Raw genomic sequence first — 20,270 nt, forward strand, 5'->3', positions numbered from 1 at the left:
AGATATGTCGCTGATCAAAAAACTGGGTTTTCTTGCATTGTTGGTGCTTGTTCCTGATGGCATTGCCCAAGGCACGGAACAGCCGGACGAGCCGAAATTCGGAGCCTTTAAAGGGGGCCTTGCGCCGGGGCGCCTACCAATCAAAGAATTTCCGCTTCTTGAGGCGACCATCAAGCAGCTTCAAGCAAGCCTCAAAGAAGGCGATGAGGCATTTGTTCGACGCCATGTTCATGAGGACTTCAGCTTTATTCTTGACCCGGATCCAGGTGGAATCGGTGGCTCAGGGATGGACTTCTTCAATATGGTGTTTCAGGTTCTTACACCGACAGCCGAAGAAGCCAAAGAGCTGACCCCCGAGCGACACGCGGAAGTTCTTCGGGAACTGGAGTCAAGCCGAGATGGCCTTTCAGCCTCCATCAACATGGCTCATGTTCGCGTCAATGTAGACGGCGATGGAATGGGTTTGGCTTGTGACGGTGACAATCTTTTGACCTTGGAGGAATTTGAACAAGAGGGCGAGATTTTAAAAGGTTCCACCTGGTTGAGTGAATTCGAGAATGTCCGGGTACGCGCCACTCCCGGTATCGCGGCACCGGTTGTTGGCAACCTAGCAGGATTCAACGATTTAGCAGTGCAAGGTGACACGATTGAGGCCGACCCCGATCCCACTTCGCCCTATCGCTGGATCAAGGTGTTGTACTCTCCCCGCCTGCAAGAAAGCTATGTGGACGAGGATTGGGGAGATGGGCAAGACATCACCGGCTACATCGCACTACGCTATTTGGGAAGCCGCACAAATTATCCACTCTGTTTCGGTTGGGACGAGACCGAAAAAATCTGGAAACTGCGCTCGTATACGATCAAGGGAGAAGGTCATTGATCTGTTGGGGGTCGCGGTGACCGCGGCCTCTCCTTATGCACTCGGCCGGTCCGCATTTGTCATACGGGCCTGCACGGCGGCGATGAGGTAGTCTTCCACGTCATGCAGACGCCCTTCGGTGAGCAGGGCTGCCGGGCGGCCACCCAGATTGCCGTTGTCCTCGTCGAGCCAGGCGCGGCGTTGATCGGGAGACTGGGTAAAACCGACCAGGGCCCGATGAATGCTGACCACGGATTTCAGTTTATCCATCACCGAGGCCTTCATGGTGGCGGGCAAATCCTGGCGCCATTGAGCCAGTTCGGTGGCACCGAGGCCGGTGATGCGGATTTGGTCTTCCTCGGACAGGCCCAGGTCGTCCACGGCCTGATGGAAATAGATCACGAACTGTTGCAGACCGACGCGCTGCCATAGGGCCTTGCGCTCTTCTTCCACCAAGCATTCATAAAGCGGGGAGTTGGCGCGCAGCAGGCCGCCGTCGGGCGTATTGGCGAGGATTTGCGGTGCCATGACTTCGAGATCCGCATCGAGCAAAATTGCCCATCGATCCCAGGTTTCCGCCAGACCCTGCTTGCGGGAACGCAGCCCTTTGAGCTCTTCCCGCGCCCGCGCCAGCAGGTTGGGAGAGGTGACGATCTGGTGGAGCAGGACTTTGTGAAAATGCAAAGCCTGCGCTTCGGGGAACATGAAATCGGCCATGGCGCCAAATGTGGGGGGCGAGACCGGAATTGCAACCAAAAAATAAAAAACGCCCGGTGAGAGTTCCACTTGGGAACTTCACCGGGCGCAGTCTGGAACCTAAACGTGGAAGGATGAGGTCGTTCAGGCGCCGAAAGGCTTGGACAGGCTGGCAACGGTCACGTTGGCGCGCTCGGCCAGAGGCAGCATGGCCTCTTCGGTGAGCTTGACGGACTTTTCGGTCAGCTTGCGGGATTCGGTAACGAAGCTCTCGTAGCCGCCGCGCACCAGGCTGACCTGAAGATCGGACAGGGCCTTGATGTCTTTGCAGGCGAACAGAGCCTTGGTGTTCACCAGGCTGTCCTCCATGGAGGTCTGGGCGAGCTTCAGGGCTTCCTGAGTCAGGTCCTGGTAGCCCTTGACGAAGATGTTGGCGGACTGAATGAAGGCTTCCATGTTGGCCCGGCCGACGGTCATCATGTCCTCGTAACCCTTGGCGGCATCGCCCTGGAACTTGGTGGCGTTGTCGACGGTTTCCTTGGTCATGGCCACGGCCTTTTCGACCGACTTGGTGGCAACGTCGGCACCGGCCTGGACAACGGCTTCAACGGTTTCCTTGCTGGCGGCGACAGCTTCTTCGACTTGATTGGCAGGGGTCGGGGTGGCAACAGGGGCTTTCTTGGCAGCGGCGGGCATGGGTCTCTCCATCTCGATTTAGGGTCGGTCGCACAGGCGACGGAACAGTGAATTAAGCTATGTTGCAACGCAACATTCACCACCATATTTAGGGTTGGAGAAACCCGATGTCAATGATTTTTTGTGCGGTGCACAATTAAATTCATCAATCCATTAATACATTAATGTTAAACACTTTTTTCCATATACACCGCCACATCCCCCCCCGGGATCATCGCAATTGGAGGTGATTTACTGGCCGCCGCCCAGGGTCCATAGTCCGTTGCGCCCGATGCGGATATTGAATCGGGATTCAATATCCACGCCTTGCATACGCTCGGTGGCTTCGGACACCGCCGGATGGGGCTCGCTCACTTTGACATCGGTGAAATCCCAGCCGAATAAAAGATCATCGAAGGTCATGGAATCAAAGCGTTTCGAAGGCCAGAGATAGGCATTGAAGCGATAGGTACCGTTGCGACAGGCGCCCACGATCCAATAGAAGCGCTCGGAACTCATTTCCAGGCCTTCGGGGGCGGATGAGGGATCCCAGGCGGCCCGCAATCGGGTTATATCCTCTGGGCGGAGATTGACCAAGGCACTTTGCCCCTTCCAGGGGGCGATCAGGTCCAAGCCTTTTTCCACACTGATCCGGGCCACTTCCGCCGGACCGAAAACATGGATGGACAATTTACCCCCGCCATCGGGTTGCACAGCCAAATCATAGGTGCGGACCTGGTTGGCATAATCGCCGTTATAGACAAATCGATAGACTTCCGGGCCACCGGCCGCACAGGCCTCGCGCAGATCGTCGCCATTCAAGTATCCGAACCAATTGAATTTGCGAGACAAGGGGTTATCCAGGTTAGCCGCACCGCATCCGGCGACGAAGAGTCCAAATAATAACGATGCGGTTAGCCTCACAAAAAGTCCCATGGCTCGATCTTTCCAGTTCGGTTAACGGTTTCTTCAATGGGTCGGCGCCTACAATGACATAGGCTCGACCGGGAAAACAGCCTGGGGTTCCAACCGGCTTTTCATTGGACTCCCTTCTGTGCCTTCCATAGACTTCAACAGGTCGGGCCGTCTATTCACCGGTTGCGCAATCAGCATGATGGGACGGCATTTGATGATGGGAGCAAGCAAGCGCGTGATAGGCCGCTGGATCTCGATGACGGGACTGATGGTCCTGGTGGCGGCACTGTTCGTGTCCTCCCCGGCAGCCGCCAAGTACGCCTCTTTCGTCATGGAAGCCGATAGCGGCCGGGTGCTGCACTCGACCAATGCCGACACCCGCAACTATCCGGCATCGCTGACCAAGCTGATGACGCTCTATATCCTGTTCGAGCGCCTGGAACAGAATAAACTGAACCTATCGAGCCGCTTCACCGTGACTCATCGGGCATCACGCCAACCGGCATCGAAGCTCTGGCTGAAGCCCAAGGACACCTTGACGGTGGATCAGGTGATCCGCGCCCTGGTGGTCAAATCGGCCAACGATGTGGCTTCCACCGTCGCTGACAATATCTCGGGCAGCGAAAAAGCTTTTGCCCGGTTGATGACCAGCACCGCCCATCGCATCGGCATGCGGCGCACCAATTTCCGCAACTCATCGGGGCTGCCCCACCGGGCGCAGATGAGCACCGCTCGCGACATGGCCACCCTGGCCCGTCGGATCATGGTCGACTTTCCGCAGTTCTATCACTATTTCCGGCTGAAGCGCTTCACCTACCTGGGCAAGACCTATCGAACCCACAATAACCTGTTGAAATCCTATGACGGCATGGATGGCATGAAGACCGGCTATATCCGCGCCTCGGGCTTTAATCTGGTGACTTCGGCGGTGCGCGGCAACAAGCGGTTGATCGGTGTTGTTTTTGGCGGACGGACATCGAAGGCCCGCGACAAGCATATGGCCAGTCTGCTGGACAAAAGCTTTGACCGCCTTGGCATCGGCAAGCGCCAAGTGGCCAAGGCACAACCCAAGTCTCGGGCAAAATCCCGCACCAAACGGGCGCCATCCATCAAGACCCGTAGCCAGTGGGGCATTCAGGTCGGTGCCTATGCCAAGCACGAACCGGCCCGCAAGGTCGCCGCCAAGGCGGTCAAGAAGGCTCCGTCCCTGCTTTCCAAGGGTCGCATCACCGTCGTTCCGCTGCGTAAAAGAAGTGGCAAAGTGCTCTATCGCGCCCGCATTGTCGGCTTAGACAAGCGCACCGCCTATGCGGCCTGTCGAACCTTGAAGAGGGGCAAGATGGATTGCATGGAATTGAAGGTCAAAACAGGCGTTCAGGTGGCCGAGGCGCCTTAACCCGCCTCCCTTGCGGACACAATTCGCCATTCACCGCCATTTGAGGGAAAAGGATCGATGCGACGGGGTATAGGTACGACCTTCCTTTTGATCGTCTTTCTCGTCGGCCTGTCACCGGCCCCAGCCAAATCAGAAAATGACGATCTGGAAGCGGCGGTCGATCTTTCACCGGATGTGGAAAACGGCCAGGCGCTCTATGACCTTTGCGCCCCCTGCCATGGCGCGGATGCCCAGGGCTCCAAAAGCGGTCTGATTCCCCAATTGGCGGGACAGCATCGGCGTGTCCTCATTCATCAACTGGAAGAATTCCGAACCCGCATCCGCCCCTCCGAGGACATGGAAGGCATCACCAACCGGGGGGCCATCGGCGGCCCTCAGGACGTGGCGGATCTGGTGGGCTATATCGAGACCTTGCCCCTATCCAAAAAACCGCGTCTTGGCCCGGGATTCGACCTTGCTTGGGGGCGCGCGCTGTACCAGATGCACTGCGAGACCTGCCACGGTGAGACCGGAGACGGCAATGCGGACCAGGGCATCCCCCGCATCCACGGCCAGCACTATCCCTACCTGATCAAGCAGCTGTTGGCCTTCCGCGATCGGGTCCGAACCACGCCAACGCTCAAGATGGTCATCCGCATCAAGGCCTTGAGTGAAGAAGAACTATCGACCATTGCCGACTACATCGCGCGCCTGGAGTAGCGTTTTTCCATCTTGAGATATCGAGCCTCACGGCGAATAGGCCACGATGCTGGTGAAGCGCGGACGGAATACCGCCGAGTTGTATAGCTGTACGTTCCCCACCACTCCCTCTACCAAATGACCGCCCATGAACATGGGGGCATAGTCGTAAAAGACTTCCGCCGCGATAAAGCTTTCGCCCTCCGCGACGAAGAACCCGGCAGGCAGGGTGGCCGTGCCCCCGGCCACGCCGAACTGGCTGCCGCCGGTACCGCCGCCATAGGTTCTTTGCCAGGCCACCACCGCGCCACTGCCCGACCCGACCACCGACGAAACGATCATCTGCCCTTCCGCGTTGACGTCGAAGGGTTCCATGACGAAATCCCCGGCGACGAACAGATTGTCCACCTCCGCCCCGGTCAGCACCTCGGCCTGAGAAACCAGATCGGCCACGGTCATGGTGGCGCGTTCGATTTTCTGATTGAGCAGAATATAGCGGGTGATCTCGACCCCCGACAGAATCAGCCCCAGCAGCACCGGAACGGCAAAAGCCACTTCCAACGCCAGCACACCCCGTACATCACGGGCAAAGCGTTTCAACAGGCCATTCATGCCCCGCCTCCGCCGCTGGTGTCCCAGGGTTCGTTGCGCACCACGATGCTCGAGCCCAGCTCAATGTTGCCCGCGTCGCCGATAAAGGTGGTGGCCAGGGGTGTCCAGACCTGCCAGGGATAGGTGATCCGGTAAACCACGATGTCGCCCGAGCCTCCGGCACCGGAAGAGCCCACGTCATCATCCCAGGAACCGTTGCCATTCTCGTCGTTGTAGGTTTCACCCGCGTCGTAGGTGCCATTGCCGTTGCCATCGACAAAGCCTTCGGCCCGCCCGATATCCGAGAACCCCGGATAAACCATCACCTCCACTTCGGCCTGAGCCATATCCACCAGATTCAAGGTCCGCTGATCAATGATCGCCATGATACGGTCGAGCCGGGTTCCCGTGGTCGGGTCCTGCCCGGTGATGCCGTATCGTGCCGCCTCGCGCAGACCGCTTTCCATCAAAGTGCTGGCCAGCATGATGACCCCGAATTCAATGGCACCGACGGCCATGGTGAACAAAATGGGCGCCGCCAAAGCAAATTCCACGGCGGAAGACCCCATGCGGCATCTTCGAAATCGACCAAGGATAGAGGTCATATCTGACACGCCTTACTTACCGAAAATAATATAGGTCCTCACATGTAATATTAATTGATAGAGAAGGGTTTCTATAATTAAATATATCGAGATAAATTTACTTAAAATGCCGCCGATCTTGTCGTTGTCGTCCTTTTAGCTTATGTAATAAAGGAACTGACAAAGGAATCGAGCCATGCGTCTGGTGCGATATGGCCCCCCGGGGGCCGAAAGGCCGGGAATGCTGGATGAGGCGGGCAAACTGCGCGACCTCACCGCTCATGTAAGCGACATCGCCGGAGAGGTGCTCTGCCCCAAGGGTCTGGAACGCTTGGCCACGGTCAAACCCAAAACCTTGCCGGAAGTCAAAGGCGCGCGGCGTCTGGGACCGCCGGTGGGGGCCGTCGGAAAGATTCTCGGCATCGGCCTGAATTATGCCGACCATGCGGCGGAAGCCGGACTGCCGGTGCCGGACTCACCCGTGGTGTTTTACAAATCACCCACCGCGCTGAACGGCCCAAATGATCCCCTGATCCGTCCGACCGGATCGGAAAAGATGGACTGGGAAGTGGAACTGGCCGTCATCATTGGCTCCGAGGCGTCCTATGTCTCCGAAGCCAAGGCCTTGTCCCATGTGGCGGGCTATGCGGCGGGCAACGATGTGTCCGAGCGCGCCTTCCAGATGGCCGCCGGTGGCCAATGGAGCAAGGGCAAGGGCTGCGATACCTTCGCCCCGCTGGGTCCCTGGCTGCTCACCGCTGACCAAGTTGACGATCCTCAGAACCTGGACCTTTGGCTGGATGTCAACGGCGGGCGCATGCAAACCGGCAATACCGGAACCATGATCTTCAGCGTCGCGGAGATAATCGCCGATCTCAGCCGTCACATGACCTTGCTGCCGGGGGATGTGATCTATACCGGCACCCCGCCGGGCGTGGGCATGGGCCGCACTCCCCGGGTATTCCTACAGCCGGGCGATGAAGTTCGGCTGGGCGTCACGGGCCTGGGAGAACAATGTTCGAAGGTAATTGAAAGACCTTAGGAGCTACCGGCCCGCCTCGTCCTTCGATAAGCTCAGAATGAGGCTAACATGGTGAAAATTCAAAGGGCTTCATGCTGAGCCTGTCGAAGCATGTGTCGTTACACGCGCGAAATCAGACTTTTTCAGCAGGCTGCGAAAGGTTTTGGATCACGTCGTGCTTGATCGGATTCGATCAAACATGAAAAACGTGATCGATTCCAATAAGATCGCGCGTGTCTAGCGGGTTCGATTGGACCCGATACGCACTAGATCACGTCGGGTTTGATCGGATTCGGTCAAGCCCGAAAAACGTGATCGATTCCAATAGGGTCGCGCGTGTCTTGCGGGTCCGATTGGACCCGACACGCACTAGGCCGCGCGACCGACCCAGCCGTCGTAATCCAATTGATCCAACAGCGTGAACAGACGGTCGAAAGCCGGGATTTCGTTGGCAGCGCCCTGCACGGCCATGCCCGCCACATGGATATGGCGGATGCGCTTCAGGTGCCTGCGCAGGACATCTTCCGGCTGCTCGGCCATGCGCAAGGCATGATACAGGTCATATTGCAAATATAGGCAGTGCGACTGCACGCTTTCCAACGCCTCCAGGGCATAGGAGGTCGAGGACAACAGGTATCCGGGCACGTCGCGATTGTTGATGGGTTCCAGCATGATTTCGACCCCGGTGCCCTGCACTTGGCTGGCCGTCCAGCTCAGATTATCCAGATAGGTCCACCAATAGCGCTCGCGGGATTCGCCTTCGGGCACCCGGCCGGCCAGCAGATGAATCCGATTGCAGCCAATTTCGGCGGCATAGTCCAACGCCATATGGATGCCGTCGCGGAATTCCGCCCGGCGATCGGGCAGCGCGGCCAGCCCTCGTTCACCATGCTTCCAAACCCCGGCGGGGGAATTGATCAAAACCTGGGTCAAGCCATTGGCTTCCAGGCGTTCCCGCAGGTCGGAGATATTCCAGGCATAGGGGAACAAACTCTCCACGGCCCAAAAACCGGCCTCGGCGGCGGCATCGAAGCGATCCAAAAAGGGTCGATCGGAAAACATCCTGGAAATGTTGGCCGCGAATCGAGGCATGGGATATCTCCATAAACAGGGTTTGTTCAGCCTTGTGTATCCGCTATGAAACACCAAATTTAACTTCCTGGCTGTGATGGCGGTCTCACCTCATGTTGATTGTACAGATTTCCGATCTACACTTGCGTACCGACGGCGTGCCGATCAAGGACCTGGTCAACGCCGAAGCGGCCCTGGCCGCCTGCGTGGATCATATCCAGCACCTGACCCCGACACCGGACATCGTCCTGGTCACCGGCGATCTGGTACAAAAAGACGCACCGGAGCTGAACTACCGTGAAGTGCATGCCATCCTCGACGCCCTGCCCTGCCCCTGGGTGGCCATTCCGGGCAATCACGACGAACGGGCCCCCATGCGCGAAATCCTCGCCCCGGGCGGCCATGTGCCCGCCGAGGGTAAATTTCTGCATCAGGTCATCGAGAATCATCCCCTGCGCCTCATCGGCCTGGACACCAAGCTCGATACCGACAATCAGGGCCAGCTCTGCGCCGAGCGGCTGGATTGGTTGCAGGCCCGCCTGGAAGAACAGCCCGACCGACCGACGCTGATCTTCATGCATCACCCGCCTTTTGCCACCGGGGTGGAATTCCTCGACGGCCATTTTCACAAGTTCGAAGGCGCCACCGCGTTGAAAACCCTACTCGAGGACTATGGCAACATCGCCGGCGTGATCTGTGGTCATGTGCATCGGCAGGTGCAGACCTGCTTTGCCGGGACCCTGGCCACCGTGGCCCCGGGCGTGCAGTTCCAGATGAGCCTCGATTTCTCTCCTGGCGCGCCGTCGAGCCTGGTCCTCGAACCCTCTTCCGTGGCCCTTTATCACTGGTCGGAGGACACGGGCCTGGTGGCTCACCTCAGCCCCATCGGCGACTTTGGGCCGAGATATCCCATTGATACCCGGGCGCGGGGGATTATGCTGACGTTGGGGATGTGAGCAGAGCGCTGCACACGGGAATCCCAAGGGGATTCCCAAGCGAAATTCCCAAGACATCCTCCATGTAACCCGCACAATACCGGATAGATATCAATGCCTTTTGCATTTAATATGACCCATGCTGATGGCCTCCGGTGAGTCGAACCGCCAGGAAAGGTGCCGAAAGCGATGCAGCGCATCGGTGAGGGAGCTTGACGCCGCGGGCGGCCACCGGAGGCCACTGGAGACCACCCTGCGGGCCGATCCTTTTGCCTAGATCACGTCGTGTTTGATCGGATTCGATCAAACACGAAAAACGTGATCGATTCCAATATGGTCGCGCGTGTCTAGCGGGTCCGATTGGACCCGACACGCGCTAAGGGGGGCGTCGCGACCCTTGACCGTAGCCCCGCTACGCCCTGCGCGCCACTCCTGCCCCTGCGGCAAAATGATTCGGTCAGAATGGGTCATATGAAACGCGAAAGACTTTAGATCCATGGGACATGGCGTAAGGGGACAAAGCCTTGCCAATGAACAAAGGCGCGCCTAAGTATATGAAAGCAAATATGGGATTGAGAGCATGGGACGATACGAAGGCATCATCATCAACAAAGATGTTCGCAATGCCGTTCAGAACGATGAAAAGCATCCGCTGGACGACAAGTGGGCCGATCGTCATTACGTCGAGTTGAATGCCCTCTCCGAGGAAGAAGCCTGGAGACGTTTTCGGAAAAAATTTCCGGCGGACCAGGGCTTCGTCATTGAGGCCGTCGAAGAGATTTTGTCCTAACAGCCCCGCCTGCAATGGAGGGGTCAGGATACCGAAGTGCGCAGCCTTTTCCGGGTCATCCACAGCCAGACCACCGCAGCGAAGGCAATTAGAATGGGCAGAGAGGCCGCTGCGTTAACAGCCTCCCAACCGATCAAATTCTGCAAGGCTCCCGACGAAAAGCTGGCCAGGGCAACCATGGTGAACACGGTGAAATCATTGGCTGATTGAACCTTGGCTCGTTCTTCGGGTTCATAGGTGCCCGTCAGCAAGGTGGTGCCACCGATGAACATGAAGTTCCAGCCAATCCCCAGCGCCACCAAGGCCACCCAGAAATTCAGCAGCTCGATGCCCATCAGATTCATCCCCATGCAGACGCCGTTGAGCAACGTACCGGTTAGAATGATCTTCAACACGCCGAATTTGCGGATCAGCGCGCCCGTGAAAAAGCTCGGGGCGAACATGCCCAACACATGCCACTGAATGACAAAAGCCGCGTCCTCGAAGGCAAAACCGCAGGCCACCATGGCCAAGGGCGTGGCGGTCATCACCAGGCTCATCACCCCATAGCCCAAGGTCGAGGACAGCACGGCGACGATAAATTCTGGCTGCTTGGCGATCTCTTTCAACGGGCGCCCGCCCCCAGCCTTCTTATCCACATGAGGCGTTGGCACCCGGACGAACTGCAGCACCAAAATGGTCACCACCGCCAAGCAGGCGAAGGCCAGATAGCTTCCGGCAAACAGGACCGGCGCGAGGAGTTCCAAAGACTCCTTGGCCAATTGGGGCCCGGCCACCGCCGCCACCACGCCCCCGGCCATCACATAGGAAATGGCCCGGGGCCGGAACTTGGCATCCACGGACTCGGCGGCCGCGAAACGGTAATAGGCCCAAAAGGAATTATGGATTCCGATCAGCAGACTTCCGGCCGTGAACAGCCAAAAATCGCCCATGTAAATGGCCGCGGCGGAACACAATGCCCCGCAAATACCAATTCCCTGGCCGATGGAAAAGCCGACCCTGCGCCCCACACGGGCCATGAACAAATTGGCGGGAATGGTCGCCAGCATGGTGCCAACGAACTGAAAGGCAAAGGGCATGGTGGCCAGATCCGGCGTCGGCGCCAGCATCTTGCCGGCCAAAGCCGACACGGTGACAACCAGCGACGCCCCGGTCATGGCAAGGGCCTGGGCAGCGGCGAGAAAATACACCATGGCGTGGCCGCTGGGTTCGGCTTGGGCGGTCATTCTCCGGCAACCTTGAGCAGGTCGTCGTAAAGATCGAGACAGGAGTCGGCCATCTGATGCCCGGCTTCGGAAAACTGGTCCAGAAAAACACCAAGAGCGGCTCGGCGAGCGGCGGCGTCATCGATACGGCTGCCGACAAAAGACCCGGCCCGCAGGGCATTGAACAATGATTTTCCCGCCAATTCCTGGAACCCCACCAAATCCTCTCGTTCTATCAGGGCCTTCAAAGGACGGGATACTTCGGTAAAGGTCGTCGCCTCCTCTTTCATCCGAGTGGCCAGTTCATGGATCAGGGGGGGGAAAGCCGAGGCCCCCTTGCGCAAACGGTTTAGGGTTGCCGCATCAACCAGCTGCCCAGCAGGGCAAATTCGCAATCTATTGGCCAGTGAGGCAAGCACCGCCGCCTTGGGCTTCTCGGGTTCAGGTATCTTGATCGACCCGGCGGCCCGAGGCTGGCAGCCGGGAATGAGGGCGCCGCGACTGCAATTGTAGGCGCGCGCACCGCCATGGCCACCGATGGCAATCTGGAAACTGAGCCTCGACATGTCGAGGATCAACGAGGTTTCCATGGTGCCGCCGAAATTGCCCGGCACCTGCCGGTCGAAGCCATCTTCGATGAAATCGAGACTCTCGCCGGGTATATAATTGTCATAATCGTCTTCCAGATAGATGGCATCCTTGGAATGGTGGGCGCCGGTGGGATGGCGGCCGCAATCGACGCCGAACAAATAGAGTTCCTGGAACCCCAGTGTCAGGGCCACGTCGCAAGCGGCATTGGTGACCAACGGTCCCCCCGCCGCCAGCGGCTCGATTCCGTTGTTCAGCAATCGACTGCAACTCAGATTGGGGCGGAAGAAAAACCACGTCTCGGCGAAGGCTGCCACTGCTTGCGGAGCCACACTGCTCGATGCGATGAATCGGATACCATCCAAGCCATATTCCCGGTTCCATTTGACCAGGTTTTTAACCAGTGGCGTGGTGTTCTCCGTTTCCAAGTGAAAGTCGGGGCGGATGCCGTTCTTCAACAAAATACCCAGGGATGTGCCGCAGGAAAAAACCACCGCCCGCGACGCCAGGGCCTTTAAAGCCTCCATATCCTGATCCAAGGACGGCCCAGACCCGACCAGAAGAACAGGCATGGATTGCCCAACACCGGGTCGGGGCGTGATGAGTTTCACCTCGCGATCCAGGAAATTGAGCGCGGTGTGCTTCATCATCAACAGTTCGTCTTCGAAGAAACCGATGCTGACCTGGGCGACCTTCATGCGATCGTCAAAGATCTCCCGGGCCTTTTGAATCTGCCAAGAGGAATAATGATGATAAATGTATGACCCTTCTAGAAAGGTCCGCCCTTCGGCACCGACCAACCCCAGCATGCGCGCCGCGCCCTGTTCGGGGTCCGGGGTGCATATCAGGTGCAGATGCCGCCCGGCGGATTCGGCTTTCTCCCACAAAGCCGCCCAATCGATCCGATACATGGAATGCAGCACGAACAGCGGCATGGGTTCGAAGATCACCAGGTTGGTACAAGACGTGCGTTCGATTAAGACATCCACATGCAGCCCCAGGCCGAGCCCGAAGACAAAACCATAGCCCACGTCCACCAGCGGCAACGGGGCCATGCGGGCAGGGGCCACGGTCTCATTGACGAACCCGGTATAGGCGCGCATGGGTTCACGGAACACCCGGCTGAGGTTCAACTCCTTTGCCGTCCCCACCCGCAACCGCTCGGGATCGTCCAAATAGGCCGACCATTGCCTTTCCGTATCCGCCGTCGCCCCACCGGCATAGAACAAGGCGTCGCCCAGCCGAATGTTATCGGGCTCTTCCAGGCCGGGGACCAAGGCAGCGGCCATGGGGTCCAGACCTTTCAGCAAGGCCCAGAGATCGGCGAAACGCTGTTCGAAAACCTGCACATTGCGCTCGAACAAGGGGGTGCGAGGAATAGGCATGGGGAGCATGGCTCGACAAAATGGAATCAACGGTCCGGCCAGCATAGGCCGCTACGGGACGGATCGCTAGCCGCAAGGCTTCTCACCCGGGCGCGGGGCCGCTATGCTGTCCGATGATCAAGGAGAGGATGATCCGTGCGCTTTACCGATGCCATTGTCGTGGAATGGGGCACCCGCGCCGGAACCATTGATTTTCTCAAGGACGGCTTGTTCTGGGGCCTGGAACGCAACGGATTCGCCGCCCACCGGGTCTCCATTGAGGGCAATGATGCCCCGGCTCTGATCCGGGCCGTGGACGACATCTGGAAAGCCGTGGAAGCAGGCGGCGGGGCTCCTTTTGTCATCGACACCCAGGCTCGATCCCCCTTCAAGACCCGGCCCCGCTTCTCTTTTATTCTCGATCACCCCCTGGACCACCCCAACCTGCGGGAAGTGGGCACCGGTACAGTATTGGGCCTATGTGACGCCTCGCATCTGGCGCTGACCGGCTATACGGATGGCCAGACGGTGTTCTTTCCCCATGCGGGCCTTGCCGCCGATCCGGATCCCCTGCCCTTCGAAGACCGGCCCATCGATCTGCTGTTCGCCGGAGGCCTTGGCATGGCGCCCCATGGCGCTTCCTGGGCCGCCCGTCTGGCCGCTCTGACGCCGCAATTCAGATGGATCGTCGAGGCGGCCTGTGCCGATGTGGTCGCCCATATTACCGATCCCTACTTGGCCCTGGTTACCGCCTGCGCGGCACGGGGAGTCGAGGCCGCAGAATTGGATTGGGAGCGGCTATGTGATCTGGTGACACTGATCGGCATCCTTTCCCAAGGCACATGGCGCTCGATGCTGCTTGAGGAACTGAAGCATCTGAACCTGGTAATCGCCGGACCGGTGGCGCCGGACTTTTTCATCGGCGATGGCGGCAGCGTCCGTTTCCTCGGCACGCAAAGCTACAACGAAATCCAAACCCTGATGCGGCAGACCAAAGTGGTGCTCAACATCACGCCAAAGTTCAAGGCCGGGTCCCACGAACGGATCTGGTCGGCCATGGCCGCCGGGGCGGTGGTCTGCACAAACCCCAGCCACTATATGGCCCGGGATTTCATCCAGGGCGAAAGCCTGTTGTTCCAAAGCTCGCCAGAAGAAACCCGGGAGACGCTCGCCCAGGCCCTTGCCAGACCGGCAAGACTTCAGGCCATGGCCGCCACCGCCGCGCCAATCTATGCCGCAAACCATACCTTCGAGGCACGGGTGCGGGATCATCTGGTGCCGCTGTTTGGCGGCTGAGAGTTCACGGCTGATTCATCGCCACGCGCAGTCCCTCATCCAGCTTGTCCAGGAACTGCTGGGTGGTCATCCAATGCTGCTCCGGGCCGATGAGCAGGGCGAGGTCCTTGGTCATGAATCCGGATTCCACCGCATCAATACAAACTCTTTCGAGGGTTTCTGCAAATGTGACGACTTCGGGCGTGTCGTCGAATGTGCCCCGGTAATAGAGCGCCCGGGTCCAGGCAAAGATCGAGGCAATCGGATTGGTAGAGGTTTCCTTGCCCTCCTGGTGCTGGCGGTAATGTCGGACCACCGTGCCATGAGCCGCCTCGGCCTCGATCACCTGGCCGTCCGGGGTCATCAAAACCGACGTCATCAGGCCTAACGAGCCAAAACCTTGCGCCACGGTATCGGACTGTACGTCGCCATCATAGTTTTTGCACGCCCAGACAAATCCGCCTTCCCACTTCATGGCACAGGCCACCATGTCATCAATCAGGCGATGCTCGTACCAAATCCCGGCCGCCTTGAATTGATCAGCGAATTCGGTCTCGAAGATCTCCTGGAACAGATCCTTGAACCGCCCGTCATAGGCTTTCATGATGGTGTTCTTGGTGGACAGGTACACTGGCCAGCCGATATTCAGGCCGTAATTCATGCAGGCCCGGGCGAAGCCTCGGATGGACTCGTCCAGGTTATACATGGACACCGCCACACCGGCGCCAGGATAGTCGTAGACCACATGCTCGATGGGGTCTCCACCGTCGGCGGGCACGAACTTCATGGTCAGAGTGCCCGGCCCCGGTACGGTCATATCCGTGGCTTTATATTGGTCGCCAAAGGCATGACGGCCGATGACAATGGGTTTGGTCCAACCGGGCACCAAACGGGGCACATTCTTGCAGATGATCGGCTGACGGAACACGGTGCCGCCAAGAATGTTGCGGATGGTGCCGTTGGGAGACTTCCACATGCTTTTCAGACCGAATTCCTCGACCCTTTGTTCATCCGGCGTGATGGTGGCGCATTTGACGCCAACTCGATGTTCTTGAATGGCCTCGGCGCAATCGACAGTGATCTGGTCGTCGGTCTCGTCACGTTTTTGAATGCTGAGGTCATAGTACTTAAGGTCCACATCCAGGTACGGAAGAATAAGCTTTTCCTTGATGAAGGCCCAGATGATGCGGGTCATCTCATCGCCATCGACCTCGACAATGGGGTTTTTGACTGTAATTTTTGACATGGAGTCCTCCTGTTGCTGTTTGAAGATACGCACCCGCGCCCCCCTCGTGGGCCTTCGGGTCTGCGTATCCGTAGGGGAGCGCCCCTCGAGCAACGGCGAAATCTTTCGCACGGACAAGGGCACCATAAGGACTCCCGCGCAGCGAGGCAAGTCTGTCGGTTTCAGTCAAAAAGGCTGGCACCTTCTTCCATTTTAATGTATTTACATTTCTTTTCCCTTATTAAGGTTTTTATCGGATGAACGGATTTGTTGTGATCGCTGTTCTTGCCATGAGCCTGGCGACGACCATCGCTCAGGCCCGCGACCTGGAGCCATCGGAAAGCCGCCTTGTCTTTCCAAGGTCGTTTCATATGGAATTCGATCAGGTGGTCTATAGCAGGATCAATTCCGTGGGACCGGCGCAACACGAATCCTGGGCCTTCAAGAATGCCGAACTGGTATTGGAAACCCTGCCGGACAGTTGGCACACACCCGAGGATGAAACCACCCACGGGGAATTCCTCAAGACCGTTTCTCAATGGGAAAACCTGAAACAGGGGGGCATCAAGGTTCCGGCCACGAACATCCGCAAGGCCACCGCAAGAAACCGGACCTTTCTCTATGCCTTCGCCTGGGACCCTTCAAAAACCTTTCGTTGCTTCATTTCAACGGCTCACCTTGGAATAGGAAAATTGGCCAGGGCACCGAAAAGTCCGATCGGAATTCTGTTCTTCTATAGCTGCGCCCACAAGGACCATGACCGCTTCGACAAATTCGATAACCGTATGCTCACCTACATGCGAACCATTCGGATGAAATAACCAGGAACGCCTGTCCGACCTCCCGTGACCCTGCGTCGAAAAAAGCGTATGATGGGACCTGCGACATGGGAGGATGAATGGCCGTCAAGGGACTGTTGTTGGATCTCGAAGGCGTTCTTTATCAGAGCGGTGCCCCGGTTCTGGGGGCAGCGGAAGCCCTTAGGGTGCTCGCCGGGAGAGGCTACGATATTCGGGGTCTGACCAATACCACCACCAGATCCCGCAAAAAGATCAGCCAATCCCTGGCCCAGATGGGTATCGACCTGCCCGCTGACCATATCCTCAGCCCGGCAACCACCGCCCGCCTGCTGTTGGCCGAGATGGGCGTCGGTCGCATTCATTTGGCGGCGCCCATAGACCTCGCCGAAGATTTCGCGCACCTGGAATTGGTTGACCAGGATCCGGGGGCCGTGGTCCTCGGCGATCTCCACCGGGACTTCACATGGGATCGCTTGGATCAACTGTTCCGCATGATCTGGGGAGGGGCCCCCCTCATCGCTCTGCACCACAACCGGATTTGTCGGCGGGACGACAGCATCGCTTTGGATCTGGGGCCCTTTGTCGCTGCTCTTGAACACGCTGCCCGCACGGAAGCCATTGTTGTCGGCAAGCCTTCCCGGAATTTCTTTGATCTGGCCCTTGCCGACTTGGACCTGAAAGCGGCCGAGGTTCTGATGATCGGCGACGACATCGAAGCCGACATCGGCGGCGCCCAGGGAGCCGGCATCGCCGCCTATCAGGTGCGCACCGGCAAATACACCGAGCGCGACGATGAGCACCCGATCATCATCCCCGACGGGCGGATCGACTCCATTGCCGATTTACCAGAGAAACTGGAAAACTAAATCCGCTCTAGATGGCTTGTAAGAATCACCTCGTCGGGTTGCGGCGCCGCAGCGATGGCATCGAATACCCCGTCGGCAGTATCTGCGCTGACCCACAGATCACTCACCTTATGATGGGCGAAACCGCCGTCCACCACTTGGCGCATCAAAGCCTGCAAAGGATCCCAATAGCCGCCGGTATTGAGCAGCACGATGGGCTTATCATGCTGACGGAGCTGCTTCCAGGTGGTGATCTCCAGGGTTTCCTCCAAGGTGCCGATGCCACCGGGCATGGCGACAAAGGCATCGGCCATCTGGAACATCATGGCTTTTCGTTCGTGCATGCTCTCCACCACGTATTGCGCGGTGACCGGCAAAGTCCCCACTTCCAATTTGACCAGGAAGTCCGGAATAATCCCTACCACCTCACCCCCATGATCCAAGGCGGTTTTGGCGACGATTCCCATCAATCCGATACCACCGCCGCCATAGATCAGGCGAATGCCGCGTTTGGCCAATAGCTCGCCAAGGCGACGGGCCTGCACCCCATGAGCCGGGTCCACGCCCTCTCGGGAGCCGCAGAACACACAAACGGATTTGACGTTTTCCATGTTTTTCACCAATTTTTTCACTGTTCCGTGACTGGACACGGTGGACAGGCGAATTACAGTACCTAAATACGATTCATGCCCCGATGCACCGGGGCGCATCTGTTTGTCATATATATCGAGGATGGAAAACCCATGTCCGTTAAATTCTTGCGACTGCCCCTGGCCGCCCTGGCCGTGATGATGTTGACCGCCACCGCGGCCAGCGCCGACACCATGAAACAAATCGAAAATCGCCAGGCTTTCTTCAAGGCCGTGAAAGTCCATATGGGCGCCTTGGTGGGCGTGGCCAAGGGGGCGCCGTACAGCGGAGAAACCAAGCTCCATGCCCAAGGCATGCTGGCCCTTGCCATGCAGGCTCCGCGCATGTTCCCCGAAGGCTCCGACATGGGCGAGACCGGGGCCCTGCCCGGCATCTGGGAAAAGCCCGAGGACTTCAAGAAAGCCCTGGCCGCCTTCCTGGCCGGCGCCGAGATGGCCGTCAAGGCCGATGGTGGCTCCATGGCCGCCGCGGTCGGCGCCTTGGGAAAATCCTGCAAGGGCTGCCACGACACATTCCGGGAAAAGCATAAGCACTAGATCACGTCGTGTTTGATCGGATTCGATCAAACATGAAAAACGTGATCGATTCCAATAAGGTCGCGCGTGTCTAGCGGGTCCAATTGGACCCGACACGCGCTAGGTGTTTAGTCCCGGCATCTTGAAACACCCGGCAAGGGCGGCTTTGGTCGCCCTTGCCATAGGTTGCTGTCGATTCGGCTTGACAGAAATCCAGTTTTTACCCGAAAGTGCCGCCCATGAATGAACAGAGCTACCCTTTTGGCGATTTAACCGCCCTTCGACGACAACGCGCGACCTGATTGAGATCGACGCGCGTTCGGGCCTGTTCACTTTTTTCATCTGATAAGGTGATTCATCCCGGCCTTCGGACGCTAAAAAATAGCGCACCCACGCCAGGAACCAGACCATGATTTATTTGACCAACGAGCGGCCCGGCCATGCGGCCCCCATTGAAACCCTGCTTGATCAAGCCTTCGGCACGGACCGGAAAGCCAAACAGTCCTATGCCTATCGGCGGGATGTGGCGCCGCTTGCCAATTTGAGTTTGGTGGCGTTGGACCGGGGCCGGTTGGGGGGAACCATTCGCTATTGGCCGGTAAGCATTGGCCGTGAAGAAGTCCCAGCCCTTTTGTTGGGGCCCGTGGCGGTGGATTCGTCGCTACGTAAATTTGGAATCGGCGCCCGGTTGATCGAACAATCCTTGGCCAAGGCTGCCGCGCAAGGTCACGGCCTGGTCTTGCTGGTGGGCGATCCGGGATACTATGAGCGGTTCGGTTTTCACCGCACTTCGGCGATCACCATGCCGGGAGAGCACCCCCATCGGCTGCAAGTCAGGGAACTGATTCCCGGCGCTTTGAAAGGTGTTCAGGGCCCCGTCTGGCCGGAAGCCCCTTCCCGTCGCCGGGCCATGGCCGCTACAGGGTAACCAAAGCCCAAACGCCCCCCGCTGACAGTCCGAGAAGGATCAGCGCCAGCCACCAAGGCGCATAGGGCCGGTCACGCCAACCGTCGCGAGGCTTGCGGCGGCCCGTGATCATGGCCTTGACCAAGTTCTCCCCCTTCAATCGATAACCGATGATGGCGAGCAGATGCAGTCCGATCAAAACCAGCACCACCGTCGAGGAAAGATGGTGGTAGCCGGTCAAGGTGTCGCTCAGGTCCTTGCTCACCTTGGCCACCAGAGGCCCCTCGTTGAAGATATCGTCATTGGCGAATAGGCCAGTGACCGCCTGGACCAACAGCGCCGCCAACATGGCCAATACGGAAAAAGCGCCAAGGGGATTGTGACCGGGTGTCGGCGACTGCTTGGTCTTTAAGAAAGTAATCAAGGTTCTGGGGCCCGGCACGAAATCGGTGAAGCGGGATCGACGGCTGCCCAGGAAGCCCCACAGGATACGAAACAGGATCAATGCCAGGACAATCTGACCAATCAGCATATGATTGGCCATCAACGTCACATCGTCGCTCTTGCCGGTATAGACCGAAAAAGCCACAAGCCCCACCAAACCCCAATGAAATAGCCGCGTGGGCAGGTCCCAGACCCGAATTCCCGGTGCCGCGCTCAATCTGTCTTTCGCCATGCGTCTAG

The 20,270-nt window shown here is 58.3% G+C and carries 23 protein-coding genes; 10 read left to right on the plus strand and 13 right to left on the minus strand.

Translation table 11 applies throughout. From position 1 onward, the window contains the following. Positions 1-4 precede the first annotated feature (4 nt). Positions 5-880, plus strand: coding sequence for a hypothetical protein (locus tag MGMAQ_RS11590; RefSeq protein ID WP_046021661.1), 876 nt, complete (start codon positions 5-7; stop codon positions 878-880). Positions 881-913: 33 nt separating this feature from the next. On the opposite strand, the gene MGMAQ_RS11595 is transcribed toward MGMAQ_RS11590, so the two are convergent. From MGMAQ_RS11595 to MGMAQ_RS11605, 3 genes are all read right to left on the minus strand, one after another. After that, complete coding sequence (locus MGMAQ_RS11595; protein ID WP_046021662.1) at positions 914-1,576, minus strand: antitoxin Xre/MbcA/ParS toxin-binding domain-containing protein; 663 nt, start codon at positions 1,574-1,576, stop codon at positions 914-916. A 123-nt stretch (positions 1,577-1,699) separates the two neighbouring features. Then, on the minus strand, positions 1,700-2,251 hold the full coding sequence (locus MGMAQ_RS11600) for a phasin family protein (protein WP_046021663.1): 552 nt from the start codon (positions 2,249-2,251) through the stop codon (positions 1,700-1,702). Between the two features lie 231 nt (positions 2,252-2,482). After that, positions 2,483-3,082 carry a hypothetical protein gene (locus tag MGMAQ_RS11605; protein ID WP_052716347.1) on the minus strand — a complete coding sequence of 200 codons (600 nt, stop codon included), beginning with the start codon at positions 3,080-3,082 and terminating at the stop codon, positions 2,483-2,485. Between the two features lie 259 nt (positions 3,083-3,341). Here MGMAQ_RS11605 and MGMAQ_RS11610 point away from each other — a divergent pair, with 259 nt between their 5' ends. Both MGMAQ_RS11610 and MGMAQ_RS11615 read left to right on the plus strand, forming a co-directional pair. Further along, positions 3,342-4,541, plus strand: coding sequence for a D-alanyl-D-alanine carboxypeptidase family protein (locus MGMAQ_RS11610; RefSeq protein ID WP_082085406.1), 1,200 nt, complete (start codon positions 3,342-3,344; stop codon positions 4,539-4,541). A gap of 57 nt (positions 4,542-4,598) precedes the next feature. Continuing rightward, positions 4,599-5,240 carry a c-type cytochrome gene (locus tag MGMAQ_RS11615; RefSeq protein ID WP_046021664.1) on the plus strand — a complete coding sequence of 214 codons (642 nt, stop codon included), beginning with the start codon at positions 4,599-4,601 and terminating at the stop codon, positions 5,238-5,240. 27 nt (positions 5,241-5,267) lie between these two features. Here MGMAQ_RS11615 and MGMAQ_RS19645 read toward each other — a convergent pair whose 3' ends face one another. Further along, positions 5,268-5,831 carry a TadE/TadG family type IV pilus assembly protein gene (locus MGMAQ_RS19645; protein ID WP_052716349.1) on the minus strand — a complete coding sequence of 188 codons (564 nt, stop codon included), beginning with the start codon at positions 5,829-5,831 and terminating at the stop codon, positions 5,268-5,270. Further along, positions 5,828-6,379, minus strand: a complete 552-nt coding sequence (locus MGMAQ_RS11625) for a TadE/TadG family type IV pilus assembly protein (RefSeq protein ID WP_052716350.1) — start codon at positions 6,377-6,379, stop codon at positions 5,828-5,830. The genes MGMAQ_RS19645 and MGMAQ_RS11625 overlap by 4 nt, the downstream gene beginning before the upstream one ends. Positions 6,380-6,590: 211 nt before the next feature. Here MGMAQ_RS11625 and MGMAQ_RS11630 point away from each other — a divergent pair, with 211 nt between their 5' ends. Then, complete coding sequence (locus tag MGMAQ_RS11630) at positions 6,591-7,436, plus strand: fumarylacetoacetate hydrolase family protein (protein WP_046021666.1); 846 nt, start codon at positions 6,591-6,593, stop codon at positions 7,434-7,436. Between the two features lie 348 nt (positions 7,437-7,784). Here the strand turns inward: MGMAQ_RS11630 and MGMAQ_RS11635 are convergent, their stop codons facing one another. After that, entirely contained in the window at positions 7,785-8,507 is a 723-nt protein-coding gene (locus tag MGMAQ_RS11635; RefSeq protein WP_046021667.1) for a hydroxypyruvate isomerase family protein, read from the minus strand. A 92-nt stretch (positions 8,508-8,599) separates the two neighbouring features. On the opposite strand from MGMAQ_RS11635, the gene MGMAQ_RS11640 reads away from it, so the two are divergent. After that, complete coding sequence (locus tag MGMAQ_RS11640; RefSeq protein WP_046021668.1) at positions 8,600-9,442, plus strand: phosphodiesterase; 843 nt, start codon at positions 8,600-8,602, stop codon at positions 9,440-9,442. A gap of 436 nt (positions 9,443-9,878) precedes the next feature. On the opposite strand, the gene MGMAQ_RS20740 is transcribed toward MGMAQ_RS11640, so the two are convergent. Genes MGMAQ_RS20740 through MGMAQ_RS11655 form a run of 3 tightly spaced genes read right to left on the minus strand, consistent with a single transcriptional unit; the run spans position 9,879 to position 13,389 of the window. Beyond that, positions 9,879-10,274, minus strand: a complete 396-nt coding sequence (locus MGMAQ_RS20740; protein WP_148560936.1) for a hypothetical protein — start codon at positions 10,272-10,274, stop codon at positions 9,879-9,881. After that, a complete protein-coding gene (locus tag MGMAQ_RS11650) occupies positions 10,235-11,437 on the minus strand; it encodes an MFS transporter (RefSeq protein WP_046021670.1) in 1,203 nt (400 codons plus the stop codon). The genes MGMAQ_RS20740 and MGMAQ_RS11650 overlap by 40 nt, the downstream gene beginning before the upstream one ends. Next, positions 11,434-13,389, minus strand: a complete 1,956-nt coding sequence (locus MGMAQ_RS11655) for a 6-hydroxymethylpterin diphosphokinase MptE-like protein (protein WP_158498847.1) — start codon at positions 13,387-13,389, stop codon at positions 11,434-11,436. The genes MGMAQ_RS11650 and MGMAQ_RS11655 overlap by 4 nt, the downstream gene beginning before the upstream one ends. 135 nt (positions 13,390-13,524) lie before the next feature. On the opposite strand from MGMAQ_RS11655, the gene MGMAQ_RS11660 reads away from it, so the two are divergent. Further along, positions 13,525-14,664, plus strand: coding sequence for a glycosyltransferase (locus MGMAQ_RS11660; protein WP_046021672.1), 1,140 nt, complete (start codon positions 13,525-13,527; stop codon positions 14,662-14,664). Positions 14,665-14,668: 4 nt separating this feature from the next. On the opposite strand, the gene MGMAQ_RS11665 is transcribed toward MGMAQ_RS11660, so the two are convergent. Beyond that, on the minus strand, positions 14,669-15,889 hold the full coding sequence (locus MGMAQ_RS11665; protein ID WP_046023263.1) for an NADP-dependent isocitrate dehydrogenase: 1,221 nt from the start codon (positions 15,887-15,889) through the stop codon (positions 14,669-14,671). Between the two features lie 236 nt (positions 15,890-16,125). Between MGMAQ_RS11665 and MGMAQ_RS11670 the strand changes: the two genes are divergently transcribed. After that, complete coding sequence (locus MGMAQ_RS11670) at positions 16,126-16,689, plus strand: hypothetical protein (protein WP_046021673.1); 564 nt, start codon at positions 16,126-16,128, stop codon at positions 16,687-16,689. 77 nt (positions 16,690-16,766) lie between these two features. After that, complete coding sequence (locus MGMAQ_RS11675; RefSeq protein ID WP_046021674.1) at positions 16,767-17,534, plus strand: TIGR01458 family HAD-type hydrolase; 768 nt, start codon at positions 16,767-16,769, stop codon at positions 17,532-17,534. On the opposite strand, the gene MGMAQ_RS11680 is transcribed toward MGMAQ_RS11675, so the two are convergent. After that, complete coding sequence (locus tag MGMAQ_RS11680) at positions 17,531-18,124, minus strand: TIGR00730 family Rossman fold protein (protein WP_046023264.1); 594 nt, start codon at positions 18,122-18,124, stop codon at positions 17,531-17,533. The two genes, MGMAQ_RS11675 and MGMAQ_RS11680, sit on opposite strands and share 4 nt — an antisense overlap. Positions 18,125-18,256: 132 nt before the next feature. Between MGMAQ_RS11680 and MGMAQ_RS19650 the strand changes: the two genes are divergently transcribed. Next, positions 18,257-18,700: a cytochrome c gene (locus MGMAQ_RS19650; RefSeq protein ID WP_158498848.1), complete on the plus strand. Its 444-nt coding sequence runs from the start codon at positions 18,257-18,259 to the stop codon at positions 18,698-18,700. Positions 18,701-18,799: 99 nt separating this feature from the next. On the opposite strand, the gene MGMAQ_RS20745 is transcribed toward MGMAQ_RS19650, so the two are convergent. Then, positions 18,800-19,090 carry a hypothetical protein gene (locus tag MGMAQ_RS20745; protein WP_148560937.1) on the minus strand — a complete coding sequence of 97 codons (291 nt, stop codon included), beginning with the start codon at positions 19,088-19,090 and terminating at the stop codon, positions 18,800-18,802. Here MGMAQ_RS20745 and MGMAQ_RS11690 point away from each other — a divergent pair. Further along, the gene (locus MGMAQ_RS11690; protein WP_052716352.1) at positions 19,089-19,607 is read left to right on the plus strand and encodes a GNAT family N-acetyltransferase; all 519 of its coding nucleotides are present in this window, start codon (positions 19,089-19,091) and stop codon (positions 19,605-19,607) included. The genes MGMAQ_RS20745 and MGMAQ_RS11690 overlap by 2 nt on opposite strands. Here the strand turns inward: MGMAQ_RS11690 and MGMAQ_RS21100 are convergent. Beyond that, on the minus strand, positions 19,597-20,262 hold the full coding sequence (locus MGMAQ_RS21100) for a cytochrome b/b6 domain-containing protein (RefSeq protein ID WP_046021675.1): 666 nt from the start codon (positions 20,260-20,262) through the stop codon (positions 19,597-19,599). The two genes, MGMAQ_RS11690 and MGMAQ_RS21100, sit on opposite strands and share 11 nt — an antisense overlap. Between the last annotated feature and the right edge of the window lie 8 nt (positions 20,263-20,270).

Source organism: Magnetospira sp. QH-2, from assembly GCF_000968135.1.
Lineage (GTDB): Bacteria > Pseudomonadota > Alphaproteobacteria > Rhodospirillales > Magnetospiraceae > Magnetospira.

Bases quoted from the DNA above. Each gene is read 5' to 3' on its own strand.
- MGMAQ_RS11590 (WP_046021661.1), top strand. From the start codon at position 5: ATGTCGCTGATCAAAAAACTGGGTTTTCTTGCATTGTTGGTGCTTGTT.
- MGMAQ_RS11595 (WP_046021662.1), bottom strand. From the start codon at position 1,576: ATGGCCGATTTCATGTTCCCCGAAGCGCAGGCTTTGCATTTTCACAAA.
- MGMAQ_RS11600 (WP_046021663.1), bottom strand. From the start codon at position 2,251: ATGCCCGCCGCTGCCAAGAAAGCCCCTGTTGCCACCCCGACCCCTGCC.
- MGMAQ_RS11610 (WP_082085406.1), top strand. From the start codon at position 3,342: ATGATGGGACGGCATTTGATGATGGGAGCAAGCAAGCGCGTGATAGGC.
- MGMAQ_RS11615 (WP_046021664.1), top strand. From the start codon at position 4,599: ATGCGACGGGGTATAGGTACGACCTTCCTTTTGATCGTCTTTCTCGTC.
- MGMAQ_RS19645 (WP_052716349.1), bottom strand. From the start codon at position 5,831: ATGAATGGCCTGTTGAAACGCTTTGCCCGTGATGTACGGGGTGTGCTG.
- MGMAQ_RS11625 (WP_052716350.1), bottom strand. From the start codon at position 6,379: ATGGGGTCTTCCGCCGTGGAATTTGCTTTGGCGGCGCCCATTTTGTTC.
- MGMAQ_RS11630 (WP_046021666.1), top strand. From the start codon at position 6,591: ATGCGTCTGGTGCGATATGGCCCCCCGGGGGCCGAAAGGCCGGGAATG.
- MGMAQ_RS11635 (WP_046021667.1), bottom strand. From the start codon at position 8,507: ATGCCTCGATTCGCGGCCAACATTTCCAGGATGTTTTCCGATCGACCC.
- MGMAQ_RS11640 (WP_046021668.1), top strand. From the start codon at position 8,600: ATGTTGATTGTACAGATTTCCGATCTACACTTGCGTACCGACGGCGTG.
- MGMAQ_RS11650 (WP_046021670.1), bottom strand. From the start codon at position 11,437: ATGACCGCCCAAGCCGAACCCAGCGGCCACGCCATGGTGTATTTTCTC.
- MGMAQ_RS11655 (WP_158498847.1), bottom strand. From the start codon at position 13,389: ATGCCTATTCCTCGCACCCCCTTGTTCGAGCGCAATGTGCAGGTTTTC.
- MGMAQ_RS11665 (WP_046023263.1), bottom strand. From the start codon at position 15,889: ATGTCAAAAATTACAGTCAAAAACCCCATTGTCGAGGTCGATGGCGAT.
- MGMAQ_RS11670 (WP_046021673.1), top strand. From the start codon at position 16,126: ATGAACGGATTTGTTGTGATCGCTGTTCTTGCCATGAGCCTGGCGACG.
- MGMAQ_RS11675 (WP_046021674.1), top strand. From the start codon at position 16,767: ATGGCCGTCAAGGGACTGTTGTTGGATCTCGAAGGCGTTCTTTATCAG.
- MGMAQ_RS11680 (WP_046023264.1), bottom strand. From the start codon at position 18,124: ATGGAAAACGTCAAATCCGTTTGTGTGTTCTGCGGCTCCCGAGAGGGC.
- MGMAQ_RS19650 (WP_158498848.1), top strand. From the start codon at position 18,257: ATGTCCGTTAAATTCTTGCGACTGCCCCTGGCCGCCCTGGCCGTGATG.
- MGMAQ_RS11690 (WP_052716352.1), top strand. From the start codon at position 19,089: ATGATTTATTTGACCAACGAGCGGCCCGGCCATGCGGCCCCCATTGAA.
- MGMAQ_RS20745 (WP_148560937.1), bottom strand. From the start codon at position 19,090: ATGGTCTGGTTCCTGGCGTGGGTGCGCTATTTTTTAGCGTCCGAAGGC.
- MGMAQ_RS21100 (WP_046021675.1), bottom strand. From the start codon at position 20,262: ATGGCGAAAGACAGATTGAGCGCGGCACCGGGAATTCGGGTCTGGGAC.